This window comes from Paenibacillus humicola (genome assembly GCF_028826105.1).
GTDB classification, from domain to species: domain Bacteria; phylum Bacillota; class Bacilli; order Paenibacillales; family Paenibacillaceae; genus Paenibacillus_Z; species Paenibacillus_Z humicola.
On the sequence record NZ_JAQGPL010000001.1, the window covers coordinates 4710625 to 4731933 of the forward strand.

The window sequence follows — 21309 nt, forward strand, 5'->3', positions numbered from 1 at the left end:
GAATAGGTCAGTCAAGAAACCTCGCACACTCGACTAAAGGGAGCTCTCCTGAATCATGAGGTATAATTTCGGCCTAAACCAAGCTCCGACAGCAGCTGGCGATAAGCAATGGACGTCCGGTCGGCGGGAATGTGCGCCTCCGCCGCCAAGTCCAGCGGCAGGTCCTCGGGGGTTTGGGACTCCACCATTTCGCGGTCCTCTTGGAATACCTGCAAATTGAATTTCACGATCTCTTCAATCGGAACGCTTTTATCGAAATTTCTCGCGATCGGGCAAAACAGCCTCGTATACCTCGCGGATACGGGAGAAGCGAAGTTCAAGATGATCAGCTTCCCGTCATTGGGAAAGTGGACCGTTAACGTTGCCGCAAACGGAGCGAAAACGCGGAAGGCGCGCAGCCACATAAATCCTTCCGGAGCCGGATTTTCCTGCCCCTTGCCGTAGTTGCTGACCGTACTCCAGTAATCCGCCGACAGCACGCTGCCCTCCCGGGTGACTTTATATTGCGGGACCTCCGTATTGTTGCGATCGCCGAACGTTTCCGTGTGCACGAAGGCAAAATGGGAGACATCCAGGAAGCCTTCCATTTGACGTCCCGCAGATCCCGCGATATCGAAGCCGGGCGGCAAAACATTCAGGTAATCGGGATCGTCCCAGCCGGCAAACGCCGGAAGATTCGGCTCGGTTCCGGCAAGCGAGGTCCAGATGAATCCGTATCTTTCAATCGACGGATAGGTGATTAGTTTGAGCTTCGGCGAAATTTTACTTGCGGGATGGGCGGGGACGGCGGTGCAGACGCCATCGCAGTTGTAGCGAAAGCCGTGATAGGGACAAACGATCTCGTCGTTCTCCACCCAGCCTTTGCTGAGCGGAGCGCCGCGATGGAAACACAGATCACGGGCAATGACGACTTGGCCGCGGCTGCGGTAGCAGACCAATTTGACGTCAGGCAGCTTGACCGGCACCGGCTTATCCTTCACCTCCTCGGAAATCGCAACTGGATACCAAAATGGAGACAGGACCTGCCAGTCGGATGCGGAGAACGTGCAATCGCGAGGCAGCGCTTGGGACTCGGTAACGTTTTTGGGCAATGACATGCAAGACACTCCTTCATCTGGAAATGGAATGGAACGCAATAAAACCCCAAGCTTCAGAGGCGCAAGATAAACACACCTGTCCTCGTCTCCATAAAAAGCGAAACGTCAGGTCGTTATCTGACAGCCTCTTGTAGCCTGGGGCAATTACGGTTGCCTGGTCGAGACGCTCACTCCGATTAGCGAGCTTATACAAGAGAATGTTTATGTCATATAACATAACACAAATTCTATATCAACATTACAAACACGCCGCGGATCACCTGTCAATGATAATTATAGTGACATGTACCGTTGATTTTTCCACATCCAACTTCAAAATACGCGGCATCCTTTTTGAAGCTTCGTGCCGGATCTGCAGTACCGGTCTACTTCTTCACCTGGATTCCCATAGCATCCGCAAGCTTACGGAATACGTCCGTATTTTCATAGACGCCAGCGAATAATTCGGAGCCTTTACCTGCTGCCGTGAGCGGGACATCGACCGCCGTATGACCTGAAGTCGTCCAATCCACCACGAAATTCAATTTCGAATGAGCAATGGCGAACGGACCGTCTTCCTTGGAAATTTGGTCGCCGGACTCGTCGGTTGCGTCCACTTCTTCGAGGGTCATTCCCCCCGTCTCGTGGTCGGCCAGCACAAGCACAAGCGTATCCGGGTTTTTCGCGGCAAATTCTTTCGCAATTTGTACCGATCGATCCAATGCCTGTCCCGCTTTAATCGTCAATTTGGCATTGTTTTGATGGGCCATCTCGTCTGTTGCTTCTTCCTCAACCAGGAGGAAAAATCCCTGTTTATTAGTAGAAAGCGTGCGGAGTGCTTTTTGCGTCATATCGGGCAAAGAGACAATCGGATTATAGACGGCTCCTTCGCCCTCCGGTTTTTGCTGGAACATTTCTTCATTTGCAAACAGCCCAAGAAGCTTTCCGCCTTTTGCCTTCTGCATGTCCGTTTTATTCGTCACGTAGCTGTACCCTAATTGCTTCGCTTTATTCACCAAATTGCCTTGTGTTCCTTTGCTTTTCTCCGACGGATCCTCAGCCGGTTCATCCTTGAACGAACCCGGGTCTCCCGCAGGATGCCAGAAATCTTCACCTCCGCCGAGAAGCACATCCACTTTGCTTTTGGTCAAATATTGCAGGGCGATATCGCTTTGCTTGGAACGATCCTCCACATGGGAGGCAAAAGCGGCCGGAGTCGCATCCGTAATCTGGCTCGTCGTCACGAGACCGGTCGATTTCCCGGCTTCTTTCGCATATTCCATAATCGTTTTGACGTTTTTTTGTTCGCATCCACGCCGATGGCGCCGTTATACGTTTTGACGCCGCTGGCAAAGGCCGTAGCCGCTGCAGCCGAGTCCGTTACCGGAATCGTGGAGCTGGTGTGAACGAGTCCGACATAAGGCATCGATTCCATCGCCAGCCTGCCCTTTTCTCCGACGGTCGCAAGCCTGATCGCATCGCGTGCGGCGGCTCCCATGCCGTCGCCGACAAAGAGAACGACATTTTTAGCTTTCGTTTGCTTCGAAGCGGCTTCGGCTTCGTTTCCGCCCTTCGCGGCTATTAAGCTTGTCATGACAAGAGAAAGCGCGGCCAGCCCGATGGCCAACGACTTTAATTTTGTTTTTTTGTGTGTTTTCATGTTTGCCTCCTCGTTTGAATTGTGTTCGCCCTTTACACTACAGCTTGTATGTAATGGGAATATGCGAGGAGGATTAATGATTCGTAAAATAATTCAAGCATCACGGTTTCTTCCCCGCCACTTCGGCCAGCGTCGGGAGATCGTCAACATTGCCGACGTCGGCGAGGTACAGGTTGGCGTAACCGCCGCGGTCTGACGTGAACAGCACCTGCGACTCGTCCGGCGTGAACCGCGGATGGACGTGAGTGGCGGCATTGATCGCCATCCCGCCGTGATAAGCGAGCACGCGTGGCGGATCGAACGCATTGCCGCTTCGTTTCCACAGCAAGACGTGAGGGTTCTCGATCCGCTGGCCGTCGCCGACGACGAGATCCGGTCCGCTGCTGTGGAAGTGATGGCTGTGGAACGGAAAATCGACTTCGACCTGCTCCGTATTGTCGTACTTGATCATGCCGAAGTAGCCGTGCAGCGTCCCGCCCGGCTCCCGTTTCCTGCCGTGATAGCCGAGCCGCATACCGTCCGCCAGCCAATATTCGTGACCGACCGATTTGTCCGGTCCCTGATCCGTAATGACCTTGGTCACGCTGCCGGTAGAGAGATCCATCAGCCAGACCCTATGGTCGATCCGGTCCCACGGCCCCTCATGGCAGAACGTCAGCAGCTGCGGCATTGTCGGCGACAGGTTCACATGCTTGATCCAATAGTTTTCCGCATAAACGGTGTCCGTTCTGCCGGTTTCCAGCTCAATGCGGACGAGCCGCGTTTCGGGATACGCCGCCCACGTCTCGTAGAAGCCGCCTTCGAATTCGCGGTGCACCTTGTTTTCGTTGATCGATACGATCACATATTTTCCGTCGGCGCTGGGGGAACCCGAGCTCAGATAATAGCCCTCCGGCGTATCGTAGAGCGTCCGCAGCCGAAACGTGCGCAGGTGCAGCGCAAGCACTCGGCCGAGGTAAAACATATATACCTCCCCGCTGCCTTCGTGTACGCAGGACACCAGCAGCCGGTCGAAATACCGGTCCTTATACGAAGGCTGCGGCAAATCGGTCAGCTGCTCGATTTCCATCGAATCCCTATGGAGGCGGAACAGGTTGCTGGCGTTGCCGCGCTGCGACTTGAAAATAATATCGTCGCGGTAAAACGTATGATTCGTAAAATACAGATGATTGCTGTGGGCGAAATAGTCGGTCAACTGGACGATGCGGCGTCCCGAAATACGGTCCCGATACTCCCTGTATTCCGGCTTGTATATTTTCCCCTGCATAAGCGTCCCCCTTTACTCCTTCTTTGATTGCACGTCGGAAAGCTTAGGCAGATCGTCCGGATCGCCGACTTCCGCCAAATAAATATTGGCGTACCCGCCCCGGTCGGACGTATACAGCACGCGGCTGCCGTCTTCCGTAAACAGCGGATGCACGTGCGATGCCTGCAAAATCGACATTCCGCCATGGCAGGCGAGCACCCGCGGTTCTTCAAAGTCGCTCCCCTTCCGCTTCCACAGCAAAATATGCGGATTCACGAAACGCTGTCCGTCACCGACGATCAGCTCCATGTCGTTGCTGTGGAAGTGCTGGCTGTGGAACGGGAAGTCGAGCTCGATTTGCTCCGTATTGTCGGGACGGATGAAGCCGAAATAGCCGTGAACGGAGCCGTCCGCAAATCATAGATCCGATAGAACGCTTCCTGGCGATGGTTTCCACGGTATCGGCCTCCTTTTCTTATTCGACGGGGTTCATGCATCACCTTTTAACGAGACGAGCATAGCTCCTTTGGCGAAATGCTTTTGCAGAAACGGATAGACTAGCAAAATCGGGACGGTGGCGATGACGATGACGCCCATCTTAGCGCCGGCCTGTCCCAATGGTTTGTTTATGACACTGGGGAAACGAAGGGAATCGGAGCTCGCCCGCGAATCGAAATCCGGCTGCAACGAAACAAGGAGGAGCCTGCCGCGGCAAGCTCCTCCTTGTTAAATTGGCGCAATGTTGCTGCCCGGGCAAAACTGCCGGGCTTTATTCCACCGTCCTGTCGACGGCAGATCATCCGCATTCAACGAGCAGACATTCCCATACCTCCAATTTCGGTACCGTGATACGCAGTATCCCATGTTCGGCTTGATAGGCAGGCTCGGTTTCCGAAATGAGCAGTTTGACGGCCGTTACCTTGCCGGCGCCCGGCAAACGCAGCTTCACCTCGATATCGTGAAGCGGAACGGACGCCGCAAGCGGCCGCTGTCCGGCTCCGTTTACGAAGTGAATCAGCACGGCGCCTTCTTTTTTGAACATCGTGACCTGCAGCCCCTGCATAAACGACACCTCCATGTCGCGCTCGCCGCCGATGCCCGTCACGACGGCGTTAGCGAGGAGCTGATAATGCTCGCCGAGCTTGAATTCGTTGATCAAAGCGCTCAGGGAAAAGGGGAAATATAATACAGTGCCCCTGCCCCGGCGGTTCCGGACGGCGAGCGGCAGATCGGTTCGGCTCACAGGCAGGGATGCGCGTTCCGGCGGCGCGCCGACGCTTTCCAGCGGCGAGAAAGGCGGAACCAGGGTCGCCAGCACGTCCGCCGATCCGGCAGGCCGGCAATAGACGACTTTCCCGCGGTGGGCGATCAGCTCCGTCGCCTCAAGCCCGGCCTGAAGCGGATTGCCTTCTCCTTCGAACCGCAGGTACGAAGCCGTCAGCTCTTCGCTGATTTGCGTTTGCTCCGAAATGCCGAGAAGACGATGGATGCCGGGAGCGTCCGGTACCGCCCCTTCCACGATCAGCCGGCCGCCCTGTTCGACGAATTCCGTCAGCGCGGATACTGCAGGAAGCCGGGCTCCTTCCGGGACGATGAAGACGCGGTACGGCTTCAGCCGCTCGGTTGAAATCTGCTCCGCCAGCAAAACGTCAAACGGGATTTGCCTGTTGATCAGACCGTCCGCCCATCCTTCAGCCGACGGGCCGGCCGTCCACAGCAGCGCGGTTTGCGACCAAGGAAGCGCATCTTCCATATAAGGCTCGACCTTCTGCACCTGCTGGTTTATGTACCCGACCGTATCCAAAATGCGTTTATCGCCGATCGTATCGGGGATGCCGGTCAAGGAATGCCAGATGCTCCCGCCGTAAGCCGGGATTTGCGCGAGCCAAAACCGGTATTCCGCCGGAGGAAGGCCCGTATGCCGCCAGTCCATTCCCGGAGACGAGTGAACGATGCCGAACGGTACCGGCCTGTCCGGCAAGGACCGGCCCAGCTTGATGCTGAGTGCGGGTTTCCAGAACGCCGGAATATGACGTACGCCAAGGGACAGAACATCCTGGGGCTCCGTGCACAGCATATCCGTCGTCTGTTCGCGGTCAAACAGGTTGTCGCGGTACAAATTGTAATACAGAATCATGGGAATCGACGGATGAACGCGTTTGACGAACGCGTAGATGTTCTCCATGTTGTCTTTCATGCAGCTCGACGCCCAATCGGGGTTATAATCCCGGGAATCGCGCGGAAGCTCGGTTCCATACCTTGCTTTGTATTTGCGCCGGCACTTTTCGCAAGTACAGGCAACAAAACCGGGAGCATTGAAAAAAATCCCGTCGATTTCATACTCCCGCAGCACTTCCTCGAGCACGGGAAGGGCTACCGCTTCATTGCGGTAGGCCCCGTTGATGCAGGTGGACATCAGCAAGGACCAGTTCCCCGGCCGTTTCGCCCCGATAATGTGCGGCTGACCTTCACCGTCCCGCGCAAACCACTGCGGCCGATGTAAGTAGATCGTGTCGGCCGCTTTGCTGAAATCGAACCGGGCAATAAACCGGAGCTGCTGACGATGGCAGCTGCGGATCACTTCCCGAAGCAAATCGACATTTTGGGGCAAATATTCGTTGGCCGTATGATAGGCCACCCGAGTCGGATACCAGGCGTATATCCCGCCGGCATTGAATACGACCGCGTTGGCCCCCATCCTCTTCAATTGGGAAGCCAGCCGTTCCGGATCGATGAGGGCCGTATCCTTCACCTGCAGATTCGGCTGGATCACGCGAAGCGGTTTTTTCCACCACGGTTTGACGTTCACGTCCATTCTCTTCTTCCTTTCCGCCGGCTGCGCGGGGCAAGAGAAGCGTTACCGGCAAGCCGGCCTTCTCCTGCCTGCGCGCCGAATCTTACCCTTTAACCGAGCCGATCAACACGCCTTTGGCAAAATACTTCTGCAAGAAGGGATACACCACCAGAATCGGAGCCATGACCAAAATGATGGAAGCCATCTTGATGGTTTCCTGCGGGACCATCACATCGTCGCTTTGGCCGCTCGAATCCGAATCGATGACCAGCGTTTTCAGCAGCACCTGCAGGGTCCATTTTTTGGAATCGGACAAATAAATGAGCGCGTTGAAATAGGTGTTCCAGTGCGACACCGCAAAGAACAGCGTAAAGGCCGCAATCGCCGGCATAGACAGCGGAACGATAATCCGGAAGAACACGCCCAGATCGTTGCAGCCGTCGATTCTCGCCGCCTCCTCCAGTTCGCCCGGCAGCGCTTCGATGAAGCTCTTGACGACGAGCAGGCTCCAGGCGTTGGTCAGCGAAGGCCATATCAGCGACCAGTACGAGTTCAGCAGTCCCAGCTCTTTCACGAGCAGGTAGTTCGGCAGGATGCCTGCGTTGAACACCAGCGTGAAAACAATAAAGCCCAGGATCAGCGGCCGGCCCGCCACATTTTTTTTGCTGATTCCGTAGGCCAGCGTGAACGTCACGGCCAGATTGAACAGCGTGCCGACAATGGTGATAAACGCCGTGCTTTTAAAGCAATCGATGAAGCTGTTGGTGGACAGCAGGTACTTGTACGTCGACAAGGACCATTTATCCGGAAACAGGTACAGCTTTAGCGGCACATAGGAATCCGGATCCGTAAACGATACGCTAAATACATAGAGAAACGGGAAAATGACGCACACGCTGATCAGAATCAAGATGATCCCGTTCAACACATCGAACAGCGAAAATCTTTTTTGGACCATGGCTGCAGGCCTCCTCAAATGGCTTAATAGATGCCTTCATGCCCCATTTTCTTCGTAACAAAATTAGATGACATGACCAGAACGAGGCCTACCAAGCCTTTAAACAAACCGACGGCAACCCCGACGCTTACGTTCCCCCGCAAAATCCCCATATTGTAAGCATATGTGTCGAATACTTCGGCGACCGAATTGACAAGGGGATTCGTCATCAGCAGAACCTGCTCGAAGCCGACATCGGCCATTTGCCCGAGCCGTAAAATGAGCAAAATGATCACGGTCGGCGCGATCGCCGGCAGGGTCACATGCCGGATCAGCTGCCAGCGGTTGGCGCCGTCCAGCACCGCCGCTTCATAACGCTGCGGGTCGACGCCGGCGATGGCCGCCAAGAAAATAATCGTGCCCCATCCGACGTCCTTCCAAATCAGCTGTACCGTCAAAATGATCCAGAACAGCTTGGGCTCGGTCAGGAAGGAAACGGTATTGAAGCCCCACTCATGCAGCAGCTTATTAATCATCCCGACGTCCGTCGACATCATAATGTAGGTCAAGCTCGCCACGACAACCCAGGACAAAAAGTGCGGCATATATACGATCGATTGGTTGATGCGCTTGAACGATTCGCTCTTGATCTCGTTGAGCATGATCGCCAGAATAATGGGCATCGGGAAGAAAAAGACGAGCCCGAACACATTAATCAGCAGCGTATTGCGAAGCATGCCGTAGAAATGATCATCCCGGAACAAATCCGTAAAGTTTTTAAGCCCGACCCAGTCGCTGTGCAGAAACCCCGCGAACGGACTGAAATTTTGGAAAGCGAGCAGCAGTCCCCACAGCGGCAGCAGCTTGAACAGGATGAAATACAGGATGCCCGGCAGCATCAAGAGGTAAATATAGCGTTGCTGAACCAGCCGCTTCCACAAGCTGACGGGTCTTTGGCTCATTCCGATCGGGTTTTGCGCAAGTTCAGCTTCCATCCTTTTTCCCTTCTTTCGATTCAGGCGTTACTTGATGTAGGTATAAGCGTCGGCAAACTCCTTGTAAGCCTTTTTGAAATCGGACATGTCGTTCAGTTTGGCTACGTAAGCTTTGTAATCGTCCATCGAAATTTTACCGGCAATCGCCTGCGTGACCATGGACTCCCATTCATCCGAATATTTCGGCCAAATATCGGACCACGTATCCGAGTGCAGCACGAGGAACGGATTGATGACGCCGACTTTCTCGTAATCGGCTGCTTCTTTATGCTTCTCGTCGTTATATTCCTTCGGCGCCGCCGGATCGTCGACTTTGCCCCATTCCGTCAACGCCAGTACGCTGGCACCCAAGCTTGTCGTATTAATCTGCTTCGCCAGATCCGTAGGCACCTTGTTGCCGTTCACCATGTTGTAGTGGACGCCTTCCTGACCGTTATAGGCAAAATCGGTCATTTCCTTCGATGCGCTGGCATCCAAGTATTTCAGAATACGCTTGACTTTATCTTCCGGCACTTTTTTCGAAATGAAGAAGCCCCCGTTGACTGCGGTTGAAAGCTCGACATTGTAGCCGCCCGGTCCCTTGAGCGGCGGAAGCACCATAATTTGAGCGTCCGGCTGAGCTTTCTTCGCCGTCGTTTCGAAGCCGTACAGCCATTTAATGCTGCGGACATAGGTCGCCGATCTGCCGGCCGATTCGATTTGCTGCGCTTGCGCCACCTTCATCGTGGAGAACTCTTTGGCCATGCTGCCGTCCGCGTACAGCCCGCGGAAATAGTTCACCATGTCGGTGTATTGCGGGGTCAGCTGATGCCAAATCAGACCGCCGTCGTCGTTATAGGTGGGCTTGTAAGCGCCGAACGCCGCCTCGAAGGTGCCGTCCCCGTCACTTACAATGGTCCCGTTGCCGATAATGCCGAATGTCCCTTGTCCGGACGGATCCGCGGCCACGATCTTCTTCAGCGCATCCCGGTATTCATCCAGCGTCGTCGGCACCGGAATATGCAGCTTGTCCAGCCAGTCTTTGCGGATATTCAGTCCTTCGTCGATCCGCGATCTCGTTCTCGGCAGCCCGTAAATCTTGCCGTTCATGGACAAATACTTCAAGGCATTGGGCGGCAGGTTGTTCTTCAGGTTCGGGTAGGCGCTCAGGTCGCCTAGCAGCGGCGTAAGGTCCCAGAACGCCCCGTTTTTGATCGCGCTGATCATCGATGGCGAAAGCGTTTGGTTCGGGTAGGCGACAATTTCGGGCAGATTTCCCGAAGACAAGATCAGATCCAGCTTCGTATCGAAATCCCCGGATGGAATCCAGTTGATGTCAAGCTTCACATTAAGCCGCTTCTGCAGCTCCGCCCAAAATTCGTTGTTCATATCGGGCGCTTCATTGTACAAGCCGGCGATCATTTGAACCGGCAGCGGGCCGCTGTCAGCCTGTTCCTGCGTGCCGCTGTTTCCGCTTGAAGCTCCGGAATCCGCGCCGGACCCGCCGGACGTGTTGCCGGCCGGCCCTCCGTTCGAACCCCCGGACGAACAGCCGCTGGCAATTAAAGCGATTACAAGACCTAACAGCATCACAATGCACGCTTTTGCTCGATAACGCTTGATCATCGTTCCCTCCACATTCGTTTGGCATGAAGACGGCCGTCTTTGGTTTTAATCTTAATTGCGGGCTTCGGCCAAAAAAACCGACAGTCCTTGATCGGGTAAAAATTTGTCCGCCCAAAAGCCGGAAAGTATACTGGGAAAAGCTGCCTCACACAATAATTGTCCTTTACGGCTGCATCGATTTGTATTGACCGGGGGTCATGTGCACATATTTTTGAAACACGCGGGAGAAATTCCGTTCGGAATAACCGATTTTGGCCGCGATTTCGGAAATGCTCAGGTCCGTCTCCTTCATCAAAATCATCGCCGCATGAATTTTGCACTCGAGAACGTAATTCAAAAACGAAACGCCCATCTCTTTTTTGAATAAACGGCTCAAATGGGAAGGGCTGACCCCGACCATATCCGCAATTGAGGAAAGCGACAAGTCTTCGCAGGCATGATCATGAATGTAACGGCTCACACGCTGAACGATCGTATGGACGTTGGAATGGCGCTCCCGGACGCCCTGGTACATCGGAAACAAATATTCTGCAAACCAGTCGTACACTTCACCGGGCGTTTTCCGTTCCTGCAGCTGATCGAACAGCCGGAGGTCCAGCCACTGCAAATACTCCGCTTCATAATCGGTTTCGCGCTCCAGCAGTTCCATGACGGCATAAAGAAGGGCATGGTATCCGTGCGAGACGATTTCATACGATTCGGAAATCCTCAGCGCACGAATATATTCCTCCAGACTTTTTCCGGCTTTTGCCTCGTCCCCGGAAATAAGCGCATCCACCACCGCTTGTTTCAGATGAAAGGGATAATAATAGACCCCTTTACGGGTCAAGGAATCGGCGATAAACAGAACCGCGTCGTCGTCCCGGTAAATCCGCCTTTGCAGCGCGTCAAGCGCTTCCTGATATGACCTTGGCATATCCTCGAAGCTTTCAACTATATTGCCGATGCCGACAAATACGGTCAGCTTCAGATACTGCCTGATCGCAGCGGATATTTGACGGGCGTATTGTTTGGCCTGCTGCAAAAAGATGCCGGAAGACGTATCCTGCTCCCCGTAGAGAACGGCGATCGCCCTCAGCTTGCTGTCGTGAACGACGCTGCCGGACAAGCCATCCTTATCCAGCAGCTCCTTCATGACATTCTGGATGACAAACTTCAGAATCCGGTTATCCTTGGCATTGAACCGCCTGTCCTTGTGCAGGTTGCTGACCGTGACGATCAGAATCACATACTTGGACTGACCGGCGATCCGTTTAATCGAGTCATTCTCTTCAATTAGATGCTCGATAATGGAATTTTCTTCCATGAGCTTCTGAAGGAACTGCTCCACCAGCCCCGGATCCAAATGGTCGATTGTCTGCATCAGGAGATCCGATTTTTCCTTCAAATGATTCAGACATTGCCGGATAAACGAAATCTCGTTCTGCGGAGAGGCGTTCTCCTTATACAAACGTTTGCCCAAGTTCAGCAGCTGCCGGATCGGCATATAGGCGCTGAAGGAAGCCGCCAGCGTCAGAAGAAGGCCGAGACTCAGGAAAAAGCAAAGGGTCGTCGTAAAAAACATCCGGTTCCACTTTAAGCTTTCCGTCACTTCGCTGTACGGGATTTCCAGCAAATACGTTCGGCCCATCGGCGATTTCGAATAGGCATACAGCGTCTTGTTTTGGAAGAAATGCCCGGTACGTTCCGAATTGGCGGCTACGGTTTGCAAGGCCGTCCCCGGGACCGGAGCGCCTCCCGCTTGATTCGGAGCGAACTCCCCCGTGCCCAGCAAATACCGATTATGCTCATCCAGCACCAGAACGGACGCCTGCAGCGAAATGCCCAGTGAACCGACCAGATAGTTGTTGATCTCCTGGGTGCTCGCATAGATCATGACGAAGCCGTTCGGCTCGCGGTCGTTCGGTATCACCGGCAAATATTGGACATAGGAGAGGGAGCCTCTTTTTTTCCCCATCGGCAAATACACCCAGCGCGCCTTTTTATCCAGACGTATCGCTTCCCGAATATCCGGACCGTCCGGGTAGGAGGCGGCGTCCACATACCCGTAATTATTCGACAGCACCGCGCCAAACGGCTGATTGTAATACACCACATCGTTGATATAATCGTCCGCGTTTTTTGTGATTTCCAGCATTTTCATAATATTGCCGTGTAAAATCAGATCTTCATCGAAATGCGGTGCATACAAGGATTTTCGAATGATTTCGCTGGCGGCCAATCGGTAGGAGTCGAGTTCGAGGGTTTGAAGAATCTTTTCCACGCGGTCCTGGGAGAGCATCAGCGAAGAATCCGCTTCATCCTCGATTTGACGAATGGTCGTTCGTTCCGCGTAATGATAGTAAACCGTGCCGATTAAAATAATCGGCAAACAAACGGACAAGCAGCCTAGCGCCATGATCCGGACCAAATATTTTCGAAACCAAAGGAATTTAAACCACTTCCTCATCCTTCCCGTCCCCCTCAAGCTTCAATAGCCTTCTATTTGACTGCGCGTTCTCTGCCGCACGTGAGGTCCAACCGTTAAAAATGACGTGAGGAGGAGGCCGGCAGCGATTGGGGCGATGGAAAAGATGAATCCAAGACGCAGCGCCGATATTCTTTTCACCGGTCTTGACCGTCTCGGGAGCTGATGTTTCGGGAGCTAAGCGCATCATCATTGCTGACACCTCTTGATCGCAAATATGTCCCGGAACGAATCAAAATGACGCCGGACCTATGTATAGCCTAACGGGAAAACCTGTTTTCGATAATAGCGGCGCTTGATCGGAATCGTAAAGTCGTTTGACGGCACGGGAAGAAAATAGCATGAGGATGTGTCAGCAGAGGAATGGAAATTCGTAAAGCGCAGACTCGCTTTTCAACAAAAAAAGCCTTCGCCGCGGCCGCGGCAAAGACTCTTAGGCAAAAAAAGGCTATCGACAACAGCGGCACGCAGCGAAAAAACCTGCTTCTGCTGCCGCTACAGCTCTCCCGTCATCAGCGCCGCCGTCCAGCGTTCAACCGCAAACTTGCGCGGCTTCCGCCCCGTTTTACGCGTTTTGACCGTATCCGCTTCCGGCGTTTCCGCCTGCTTGCGGAGCGCCTGCTTCGAACGGTGCAGCACCATCTTCACCGCCGGAACGCTGCAGCGCAGCTCGTCGGCAATATCCTGATACGTGTAGCGGAACACCTCGGCGAGCATCAGCATGTCGACCTCGCGTTCGGACAGCGACTCCGTCAGCCACTCGAGCAGTCCCCGGACGGAGGCATAGTTCTGGTCGTGGTGCGGCTGCTCCATCGCCTCTTCGATCGGGACGGTGACGCCGCGGCGCCGGCGGCACAGATCGATATGAAGATTGCGCGTAATTTTGTACAGCAGCGAGCGGGGGTGCTGAAACTCCCCTTTTTTCCGGTACATCTGAAAGGCGCGGAGCAGCGCTTCCTGCAGCAAATCCTCCGCTTCCCATTTGGATGCGGTCAAATAGAGGCAGTAGGTCCGCAGCGGCCCCATATGCGGCTTGATGACGTCCTCGAATTCAGTCCACGGCTTCATAGCAGGCGGCCTCCCGATCGTCAGGCGTTGTTGCTCAGATTCGCACACGATCAGTGTACCAGCGGATTATGAACCTGATGTGAAAATGATCGATTTCGCCTTCCGCCGCCCGCCGCCGAGTCTCCCGCGCTCATAACGCCGATACAGCAGGATGCAGAACGCCATCCAGCAGCCGCTCGCCCAGTAGCCCCCAAGCACATCCGAAGGGTAATGAACGCCCAGGTAAATCCGGCTGAGGCCGATACATGCGATCATGCAGAAGCTGAATGCGAGCAGAACGAGCCGCCAGCCCCGCGAAGACAAGTGCCGCCAAAGCAAATAAACGAGCAGGCCGTAAAAGGTGAGCGACGCCATCGCGTGGCCGCTCGGATAGCTGTACCCGGTTTCCGCCACGATTCGGTGAATATCCGGACGCGCTCTGTGATAGATCCGCTTAAGCAGCTCGTTCAGCAGCGTCGAGCCGAGCATGCCGCCGGTGAGCAGCGCCAGCTCCCGCCGGTGCTTCAGCAGGAAGAACAGCAGGACGGCCGTTCCGAGCACGAGCGGGATGACGACTTTGGACGAGCCGATTGCGGTAAACCGCTCCGCGGCGGCCGTCATCGCAGCGTTCTCGCGACCTTGCACCGCATGGATAATCGATAAGTCGAAACGTTCCAGCCTCCCGCCGGCGGCAAGCAGCAGCAGCCATAAGGTCCACATGTTCTCTCTCCCCCAGGTCAACAAAAATACCCCTTCCCATTATATTGAAAAGAGGTACGATTACATAGATTTATCTTCCGGCCTTCGGCCTTTTTCTAGCGCGAATCGCTGCCGCGATCCACACGAGCAGCGGAATGAGCACCATGTTGATGGGAAGAACGTACATCTGAAAGACGGTTTGGGCGTACACCATATTCGTCGAAACGATGTTCTTCGGCAGCAGGCCGCCGATGATGCCGACCGCCACGACAAGCCAGATCAGCCGCTTCCACTTCTTCAGCTTCAGCCATTGGGAGAAGCTGTAAGCGGTAATGAAGAGGTACATCGACAGCTTGATAATATAACTGTACAGCCAGATCAGGATGCCGACCGGATCGATCCGTTCCACGAAACCCCCTAACGATACGAAACGAACCGCGCCGTAAGCGGGGTACCACATTTTTTCCGCAAAATCGGGACCGAACAGCGTCAGGACAATCACGATACACATCGCCAAAAACAGCCAGGCCAGCCCGACGCCGATCAGCGTATAGCGGTAAACCCCTTTGGGAGAATCGATGAACGGATACAAAAAAATGAGCAGCACGGCTTCGCCCAGAAACCCGGTCATATAGACCGATCCGCGGGCAATTTCCTTCCATCCTGTATCGACATACACGGGGAGTACATAATGCCAATTGACGTCCTTCATCAGCGCCACAATCAGAACAAGCAGCAGAAAATAAATGAACGGTCCCAGAAATTCGCTGGAGCGGGCGATCCCTTCGATACCGCTTAGCGCCACATAGACCGTGATGATGCCGATCAGTACGAGAACCGCCCAGACCGGCGTTTCCTGCAGCAGGGTGATCGTAATGAAATCCGCGCCCTGCCGCATGATGACCGGGATCACCGAGAACAGCATGATAAAATAGGGCACCACGATCAGCCTGCCGCACCATTTGCCGAACAGCACCTGCGTATATTCGACGAACGTCATTTTGGGAAAATAGGAGCCGATCTTCACCGCGAGATAGGTGATAAACAGCGCGGAAGCGCCCGACAGCAGCGCGGCGATCCATACATCCTGCTTGGCGTGCTCAAACGTCGGAGCAAAGGTCAGCAGCACGGTGGCTCCGAATTCCATCGTCGCCAGCATCCATAAAATCTGGTTTCCCGATATTTTCATCACCGGCTTCATGGCATGCCCCCTCCTTGCGGTAAGTGCGCCGGCGTGCCGGTCAGCCCGACCCGGGAGATGACGACGCGCGATACGATCGTCACATTCGCTTCGGGGAACTTCTCCTCCCAATTGTTCTTCATCTTCTTCCAGACGAAGGGATGCTGGCGGTGAAGCTTTTGCCCGAAATGAAAAATATCCGTCTTGTATACCGTTTGCGTCCGGCGGACCATCTTCATCACCTCGGTTTCCAAGGCGGCGTTCAGCTGACGCTCAAAGTCCTCGATTCGGTGCGGTTTGGATAAATTGACGTCCGTCTCGTTCTCGCGAAGAAAACCTTTGCCGCCGAGCTCGATCCGGAAGGACGGTTTGCCGTTTACCGCCGATGAGCGAATCGTTCCCTTCAAATGCTCGATTTCGACTGAAATCGGCTGCTTCGATTCATCGGCAGGCAGCGTATAGGCAAACGTCCGGAAATGCTGATTTAACATCCAGAGCCGCAGAAGCGACTCCGCTTCGTTCAAATATCCAACCAGCCGGAGATCCTTCGTAAACACCCCGCTCCCGGCGTATTTAATAGCCGGATGATCGCCTTCGACGGGTTCAATCTTAAACGCGGGTATGACCGGGCAGCTGCTCGGATCGCTCGAATCGACCAGCAGCTCGAGAAACGAATTGAGCGCCTTGCCGCCGATCGTCGCATAGAGCTTGTTGAATCCCATGACCGGCACCCGCTCAAACGGCCGGTTGGCATCCAGCATTTCGCTCGCCGTTCCTCCCTTGACGACGAAAATTTCGGTACGCAGCCGAACATTGGGGTTGCGGCTGTACTCGTCGATGATATGGGCCAGACCGTGACGGGCCAGACGTTCGCCGAGAAATATATTTTGCCGGTGGCCGGCAAACAGAAAACGGGACGTTTTTTGCTGGATGCCCCCTGCGACGTCCAGAATGCTTTTTCCCGATGCCGAAAGGGTAACGTACCGGCGGCCGGCCTGGCCGCCCCCGGATTGCGAAACCGCCAGCGCGGACGGCAGAGCAATTTGGGCCGTGCCCTTGTATTTGCCGGCCTCTTCGAGGTCCATCCCCCAGCCGAGAATAAAGCCGACTTCCTTCAGCTCGTGCTTGCTCCAACAGCCGGTCGGAATCAGGATCAATACGATGAGCAGCAGGCATCGAATCGCAATTTTACGCATGGCGGTTCCCCCGTCGCGTTGCAGGTTATACGGTCCCCCGCCGTTTCAAGCCGCCCGCGACGCTTTTCGGCAGGAAGGGCTGGAGCCATCTGGGGACGCGGACGATGACATCGTTCAAATTCCGCTTCGACAGCGGGGCGACCGGACTGAAATAGAGAACGCCGAACGACCTGAGATTGACGAGATGGCAGAGAATGGCGACAAGGCCGACGCCCAGGCCGACGAGACCGAACATGCCAGACAGGAACAGCAGCGGGAACCGGAGCATTCGGAACCCGATGCCGAAGCTGTAGCGCGGAATGGCGAATGACGCGATGCCCGTAATCGAGACGACGATAACCATCGGAGCCGAGATAACGCCGGCCTGCACGGCCGCCTGCCCGATCACGAGCGCCCCGACGATGCTGATCGCGGATCCGACGTGCTTCGGCAGACGGATGCCCGCTTCCCGCAGCGCTTCGAACAGAAACTCCATAATAAGCGCTTCGATAATGGCGGGAAAAGGGCTCGGCTCGGTCGCGGACGAGAAGCTGAGCAGCAGGTCGGTCGGCATCATCTGCGGGTGAAAGGTCGTAATCGCCACGTAAATCGACGGCAGGGTCAGCGACAGAAACAGCAGCAGCATGCGCAGCGCCCGGATGAGCGACGTATAAATAAACCGCTCGTAATAATCCTCCGACGCCTGAATGCCTCCCCAGAACGTATAAGGGGCAATGAGCGCAAAGGGCGAGCCGTCGGCCATGATGCCGACCTTGCCCTCCAGCAGATTCGCCGCCAGTACGTCCGGCCGTTCGGTATTTTGGAGCTGCGGGAACGGGGAATAATGCTTCTCCTCCAGCCATTCCTCCAATAACCCGCTGTCGAGCACGGCGTCGAGCTTGATTTCCGACAGCCGACGGCGCACCTCCTGCAGAACGGTTTCGTTGACGACTCCGCTCAGATAAACGACGGCGACCATCGTATTCGAGATGCTGCCGATCGTCATATACTCGATTTTCAGCCGTTCGCTTCTCAGCTTGATCCGCATCAGATTCGAATTGATGACGATATCCTCGATGAAGCCCGCCCGCGGTCCGCGCAGCGACAGCTCCGACGAGGGCTCTTCGATCGAACGGTGCTCGGAGCCGCAGATGGCCGCCAGGATAGCCTTCGGAGATCCGTCGAGAAGGATGCAGACATGGCCGGTCAGCAGACTGGACGAGATTTTCCGGATATTCCCGTCCTCGAAGGAAAGCGGCAGGCGAAGCACTTGCATCTGGAGGTGCTGCGCCAAATCGGCGCCTTTCAACAATTCCGGCACCGCGCTTTGCGACAGAAGCGGGTTTAGGATAAGCTGTTCGAGCAAAAAGCTTTGCGTCATGCCGTGAAAATAAACGATCAGCACTTCCGTCCCGTTCGGCAGGAGATAAGGCTGCATTTTGAGGTCGCCGCAGCGTTCGAAAATCCGGAGAAGCGTCTCCTTGTCCGATTGCAGCCGGCCCGACAGCTTCGCGTTCTCCGGAATACCGGATTCCGGCACGGCCATCCCTGCTTGTTGGTCCCCGACGCGAGTTTTGACGGCCATCGGCGCCACCTCCAAAATTAACGGTTTTTGTATATTTCCCTAGATTTATTCCAATCATTCGGCCCGTTTACAATATTGCCGGCGGCTTTGTATATTTTCCAAATCTCGCGAGATGCATAAACGAAATTCCGTTTTGAATGAACCGTTTTTTTGGAGACGTGATAAAATGGATTGGGGAATGAAGGGGGTTCATCATCGTGCGGAAAAGAACTGTACTTGTGTTGTTCTTCATTGCATGGATGAATTTAACGGGTTGTCAAAGCACAACGTTAAACGAGGCAGACAAGACGAAATTCATTCAAGAAAACAACCTTACATCCTCCATTGAGCTTGCTGATCAAGACAGGTACTACTTTTTTGCGGAATCCGCCGGCAAGGTCGATATTTATGTATTAAAGGGCAAAAAGTCTGCAAAATTCATATCCTCTCATACCGAACTTCAAAAAAATGATACTCCAATCTATTTAGGGGGATTGGATCCGGGGTATGTCGGCATGTATATGACAAGCCAAGAAATTATCGACAGAACGAAAACGATAAGAGTAAAAATTCACGATGAATCCTTCGACTATAATTTCCCTAAACAAAAGGCGCACATAATCAAGAATGAATGGATCACCGATTATGGTTTTAGAATGACATTTTTGGATGATGCCGGGAATGTTATATTCGAATATGGGAACCCGGTGTTTTAGTGCGTGAGGATTACGCGCCGATTGCCCACAATTAACGGTTCATAAGAAAAAGGCTCGGAGCTGGATCCGAGCCTTGACCACTTTTACGCGGCGACCTGGTTGCGTTACCGGTCACCTATTATTCCCATTTGCTGTACTGCTGCTTGAAGTCGGCGGCGGTAATTTTCATTTTCTGCAAAAAAGGAGTCGGGACAATTTTATTGTACGCCGTAATTTTCCGGTTAATCTGTTCGATCCGGGCCGCCGTATCGGCGGCAGGATCGCGGTCCGAGGCTGTGATGAGCGCCAGGAGCTCGCCGCGGATTTCTTTCTGCAGCATCAGCCATTTCGGCAGCACGTTCGCTTCCTTCAGCACATGCTGAAGCGGGTCGCCGGATTGCAGCTTTAGCGGCTTTCCTTTTCCCGTCAGCGTGTCGAGTCCGCCCTTCTTCACGAATTCCATGAATGCGTCGTCGACCAGGCCTGGAACGGTCGGCCGATCTTTTTCCCGCTCCGTCTCCCCGCTTTGACCTCTCTTTTCCTGCTCCCCGTCATGCTCCATGCAGCACAGCTCCCTCCATGAAAGATGATGTCAGGCTTCTGATTTCATCATACCTGGAGCATGCTTGCAGCGGGACTGTCAACGGTGAAGAATGGTTGACATTTCGGTTTCTCCCTACCTGTGGGTTAACATTTCCGGGTTCACGAACATAATAGTTCTATAGGGGAATATGCATGAGCCGGAATAAATGTCGGAAGTCAATATGCATTCCTTTACACGTATATTCAAAATAAGCTATATTGAAATGGAAAGGAAGTGGGTTTTATGGCTGTCAGTATCGAAACGTTGAGCGCGCTTGCCGAACCCAACCGTCTGCATATCGTCGAGCTGCTGCGCGGAGGTCCGCTGACTGTCGGGGAAATCGCCGGGAAGCTCGGGCTCCATCAGCCGCAAGCCTCCAAGCATCTTCGCGTGCTGAGCGATTCCGGTCTGGTCGAGATGAAGCCGGATGCCAACCGGCGAATTTATAAGCTGCAGCAGAGGCCGTTCGTCGAGCTGGAAGGATGGCTCGAATCTTTTCACGAGGTTTGGACCGATCGGTTCGACCGCCTGGACGATTATTTGCGCGAGCTGCAAAGCGGGACCCCGGGAGCGGAATAATCCGCCTCGACGTACGCCTTACGGGTGCAGCCGAATGCGGATTGCCGACTTGTCGTCGGATTTTTTTACCCGGGGAAATCGGATGCAGTCCGGGTCACTCTCTTCGGTCCCGATCAGCCAATCCATATATCGCTCCAGCCCCATATCCCGCACCTTCGCCGCGACTTCTCCGGCGCCGTCCCGGTCCGACTCGCCCGGAAGAACCGGGAGGTACAGTCCGTCGGTAAACAGCAGCAGCGAACCGAGATTCAGCCGGTTGATCCTGCCGAATTCGACGCAGCCCGCAAACGCCGGGTCGCCGTTCAGCACCGCATAGCCGCCGTCGCGGTTGGCAAGCTTGCGGCCGAGGACGATTTGCGGCAGCGCATGCGCCCACAGCTCGTCCCGGGTCGTCAGTCCTTGCGCGGCTCCCTGCGTCCAGACGGCTTTCGTCGCATCGTCCACATGGGCCAGCTGATCGTGCGTGACGACACGAATCGTCCCGTCCTTGCCGTACGCGGCCAGCATACAATCGCCGGCCTGCGCATAATCGATCCAGCGCTCGCCGATCCGGACGACGACCGCACACGCGCTCCACAATTGTTCATGTCGCCCGGTATCGATGCCGGCGCGAACCATCGCTTCGCGCAGCAGCCGGTTGGCTTGAATAAGCGTCCCGGCAAGCGCCTCCGGCCCTTCTCCGGGACCTTCCGCAAGGCCGTTCATATAATCGGCAACGAGCCGGGCGGCCGCGAAGCCGCCCGTTTCTCCGCCTGTTCCCCTGTACGGCACGAGCGAAGTCGCGCCGTCCACGACGCCGTAAAGGCCGCACCGTTCGTTGACGATCAGCGCGTCCTCGTTCAGATTCCCCATCCCTTTGACCGTCATGCTCTCTATGTTCACGTCGTCTGCACCTCTTTTTTAGGTCCGTCCGGTTACGGCATACGGCTGCTGTCCGGAGGAGGCTCCAGCTAATTTTCGAATCTTGCAGGGCACGGATGCAAAAAGCGGTTCGCCCCGGCGGCTTT

17 protein-coding genes, 2 pseudogenes and 1 riboswitch are annotated in these 21309 nt (G+C 54.8%); of the genes and pseudogenes, 2 read left to right on the forward strand and 17 right to left on the reverse strand.

Annotated features, from left to right (window positions below):
- Positions 1 to 53: 53 nt before the first annotated feature.
- From PD282_RS21645 to PD282_RS21715, 15 genes and pseudogenes are all read right to left on the reverse strand, one after another.
- Positions 54 to 1097 (reverse strand): aromatic ring-hydroxylating oxygenase subunit alpha, encoded by a 1044-nt coding sequence (locus PD282_RS21645; protein WP_274653108.1) that lies wholly within the window; start codon positions 1095 to 1097, stop codon positions 54 to 56.
- A 111-nt stretch (positions 1098 to 1208) separates the two neighbouring features.
- Positions 1209 to 1310, reverse strand: a riboswitch (purine riboswitch).
- Between the two features lie 152 nt (positions 1311 to 1462).
- Positions 1463 to 2736: pseudogene (locus PD282_RS21650) on the reverse strand (alkaline phosphatase).
- 100 nt (positions 2737 to 2836) lie between these two features.
- On the reverse strand, positions 2837 to 4003 hold the full coding sequence (locus tag PD282_RS21655) for an oligogalacturonate lyase family protein (protein ID WP_274653110.1): 1167 nt from the start codon (positions 4001 to 4003) through the stop codon (positions 2837 to 2839).
- A 12-nt stretch (positions 4004 to 4015) separates the two neighbouring features.
- A complete protein-coding gene (locus PD282_RS21660; RefSeq protein WP_274653112.1) occupies positions 4016 to 4291 on the reverse strand; it encodes a TolB-like translocation protein in 276 nt (91 codons plus the stop codon).
- A gap of 180 nt (positions 4292 to 4471) precedes the next feature.
- Positions 4472 to 4582: pseudogene (locus PD282_RS21665) on the reverse strand (ABC transporter permease); the annotation flags it as partial.
- Between the two features lie 196 nt (positions 4583 to 4778).
- On the reverse strand, positions 4779 to 6797 hold the full coding sequence (locus PD282_RS21670) for an alpha-amylase family protein (RefSeq protein ID WP_274653114.1): 2019 nt from the start codon (positions 6795 to 6797) through the stop codon (positions 4779 to 4781).
- Positions 6798 to 6879: 82 nt separating this feature from the next.
- Positions 6880 to 7734: a carbohydrate ABC transporter permease gene (locus PD282_RS21675; RefSeq protein ID WP_274653116.1), complete on the reverse strand. Its 855-nt coding sequence runs from the start codon at positions 7732 to 7734 to the stop codon at positions 6880 to 6882.
- 23 nt (positions 7735 to 7757) lie between these two features.
- On the reverse strand, positions 7758 to 8708 hold the full coding sequence (locus tag PD282_RS21680; RefSeq protein WP_274653118.1) for an ABC transporter permease: 951 nt from the start codon (positions 8706 to 8708) through the stop codon (positions 7758 to 7760).
- Positions 8709 to 8735: 27 nt separating this feature from the next.
- On the reverse strand, positions 8736 to 10313 hold the full coding sequence (locus tag PD282_RS21685) for a type 2 periplasmic-binding domain-containing protein (protein ID WP_274653120.1): 1578 nt from the start codon (positions 10311 to 10313) through the stop codon (positions 8736 to 8738).
- Between the two features lie 163 nt (positions 10314 to 10476).
- Complete coding sequence (locus PD282_RS21690) at positions 10477 to 12762, reverse strand: AraC family transcriptional regulator (protein ID WP_274653122.1); 2286 nt, start codon at positions 12760 to 12762, stop codon at positions 10477 to 10479.
- Positions 12763 to 13275: 513 nt separating this feature from the next.
- On the reverse strand, positions 13276 to 13848 hold the full coding sequence (locus tag PD282_RS21695) for an RNA polymerase sigma factor (RefSeq protein WP_274653124.1): 573 nt from the start codon (positions 13846 to 13848) through the stop codon (positions 13276 to 13278).
- Between the two features lie 66 nt (positions 13849 to 13914).
- On the reverse strand, positions 13915 to 14547 hold the full coding sequence (locus PD282_RS21700) for a phosphatase PAP2 family protein (protein WP_274653126.1): 633 nt from the start codon (positions 14545 to 14547) through the stop codon (positions 13915 to 13917).
- Positions 14548 to 14617: 70 nt separating this feature from the next.
- Positions 14618 to 15727 carry a GerAB/ArcD/ProY family transporter gene (locus PD282_RS21705; protein ID WP_274653128.1) on the reverse strand — a complete coding sequence of 370 codons (1110 nt, stop codon included), beginning with the start codon at positions 15725 to 15727 and terminating at the stop codon, positions 14618 to 14620.
- Positions 15724 to 16902: a Ger(x)C family spore germination protein gene (locus PD282_RS21710; protein WP_274653130.1), complete on the reverse strand. Its 1179-nt coding sequence runs from the start codon at positions 16900 to 16902 to the stop codon at positions 15724 to 15726. The genes PD282_RS21705 and PD282_RS21710 overlap by 4 nt, the downstream gene beginning before the upstream one ends.
- A 25-nt stretch (positions 16903 to 16927) precedes the next feature.
- Entirely contained in the window at positions 16928 to 18466 is a 1539-nt protein-coding gene (locus PD282_RS21715) for a spore germination protein (protein WP_274653132.1), read from the reverse strand.
- 197 nt (positions 18467 to 18663) lie between these two features.
- Here PD282_RS21715 and PD282_RS21720 point away from each other — a divergent pair, with 197 nt between their 5' ends.
- Positions 18664 to 19161: a hypothetical protein gene (locus PD282_RS21720; protein WP_274653134.1), complete on the forward strand. Its 498-nt coding sequence runs from the start codon at positions 18664 to 18666 to the stop codon at positions 19159 to 19161.
- A 118-nt stretch (positions 19162 to 19279) separates the two neighbouring features.
- Here the strand turns inward: PD282_RS21720 and PD282_RS21725 are convergent, their stop codons facing one another.
- Complete coding sequence (locus tag PD282_RS21725; protein WP_274653136.1) at positions 19280 to 19702, reverse strand: DnaJ family domain-containing protein; 423 nt, start codon at positions 19700 to 19702, stop codon at positions 19280 to 19282.
- Between the two features lie 264 nt (positions 19703 to 19966).
- Here PD282_RS21725 and PD282_RS21730 point away from each other — a divergent pair, with 264 nt between their 5' ends.
- Positions 19967 to 20302 carry an ArsR/SmtB family transcription factor gene (locus tag PD282_RS21730; protein WP_274653139.1) on the forward strand — a complete coding sequence of 112 codons (336 nt, stop codon included), beginning with the start codon at positions 19967 to 19969 and terminating at the stop codon, positions 20300 to 20302.
- An 18-nt stretch (positions 20303 to 20320) separates the two neighbouring features.
- Here the strand turns inward: PD282_RS21730 and PD282_RS21735 are convergent, their stop codons facing one another.
- A complete protein-coding gene (locus tag PD282_RS21735) occupies positions 20321 to 21184 on the reverse strand; it encodes a protein phosphatase 2C domain-containing protein (RefSeq protein WP_274653140.1) in 864 nt (287 codons plus the stop codon).
- Positions 21185 to 21309: the final 125 nt, after the last annotated feature.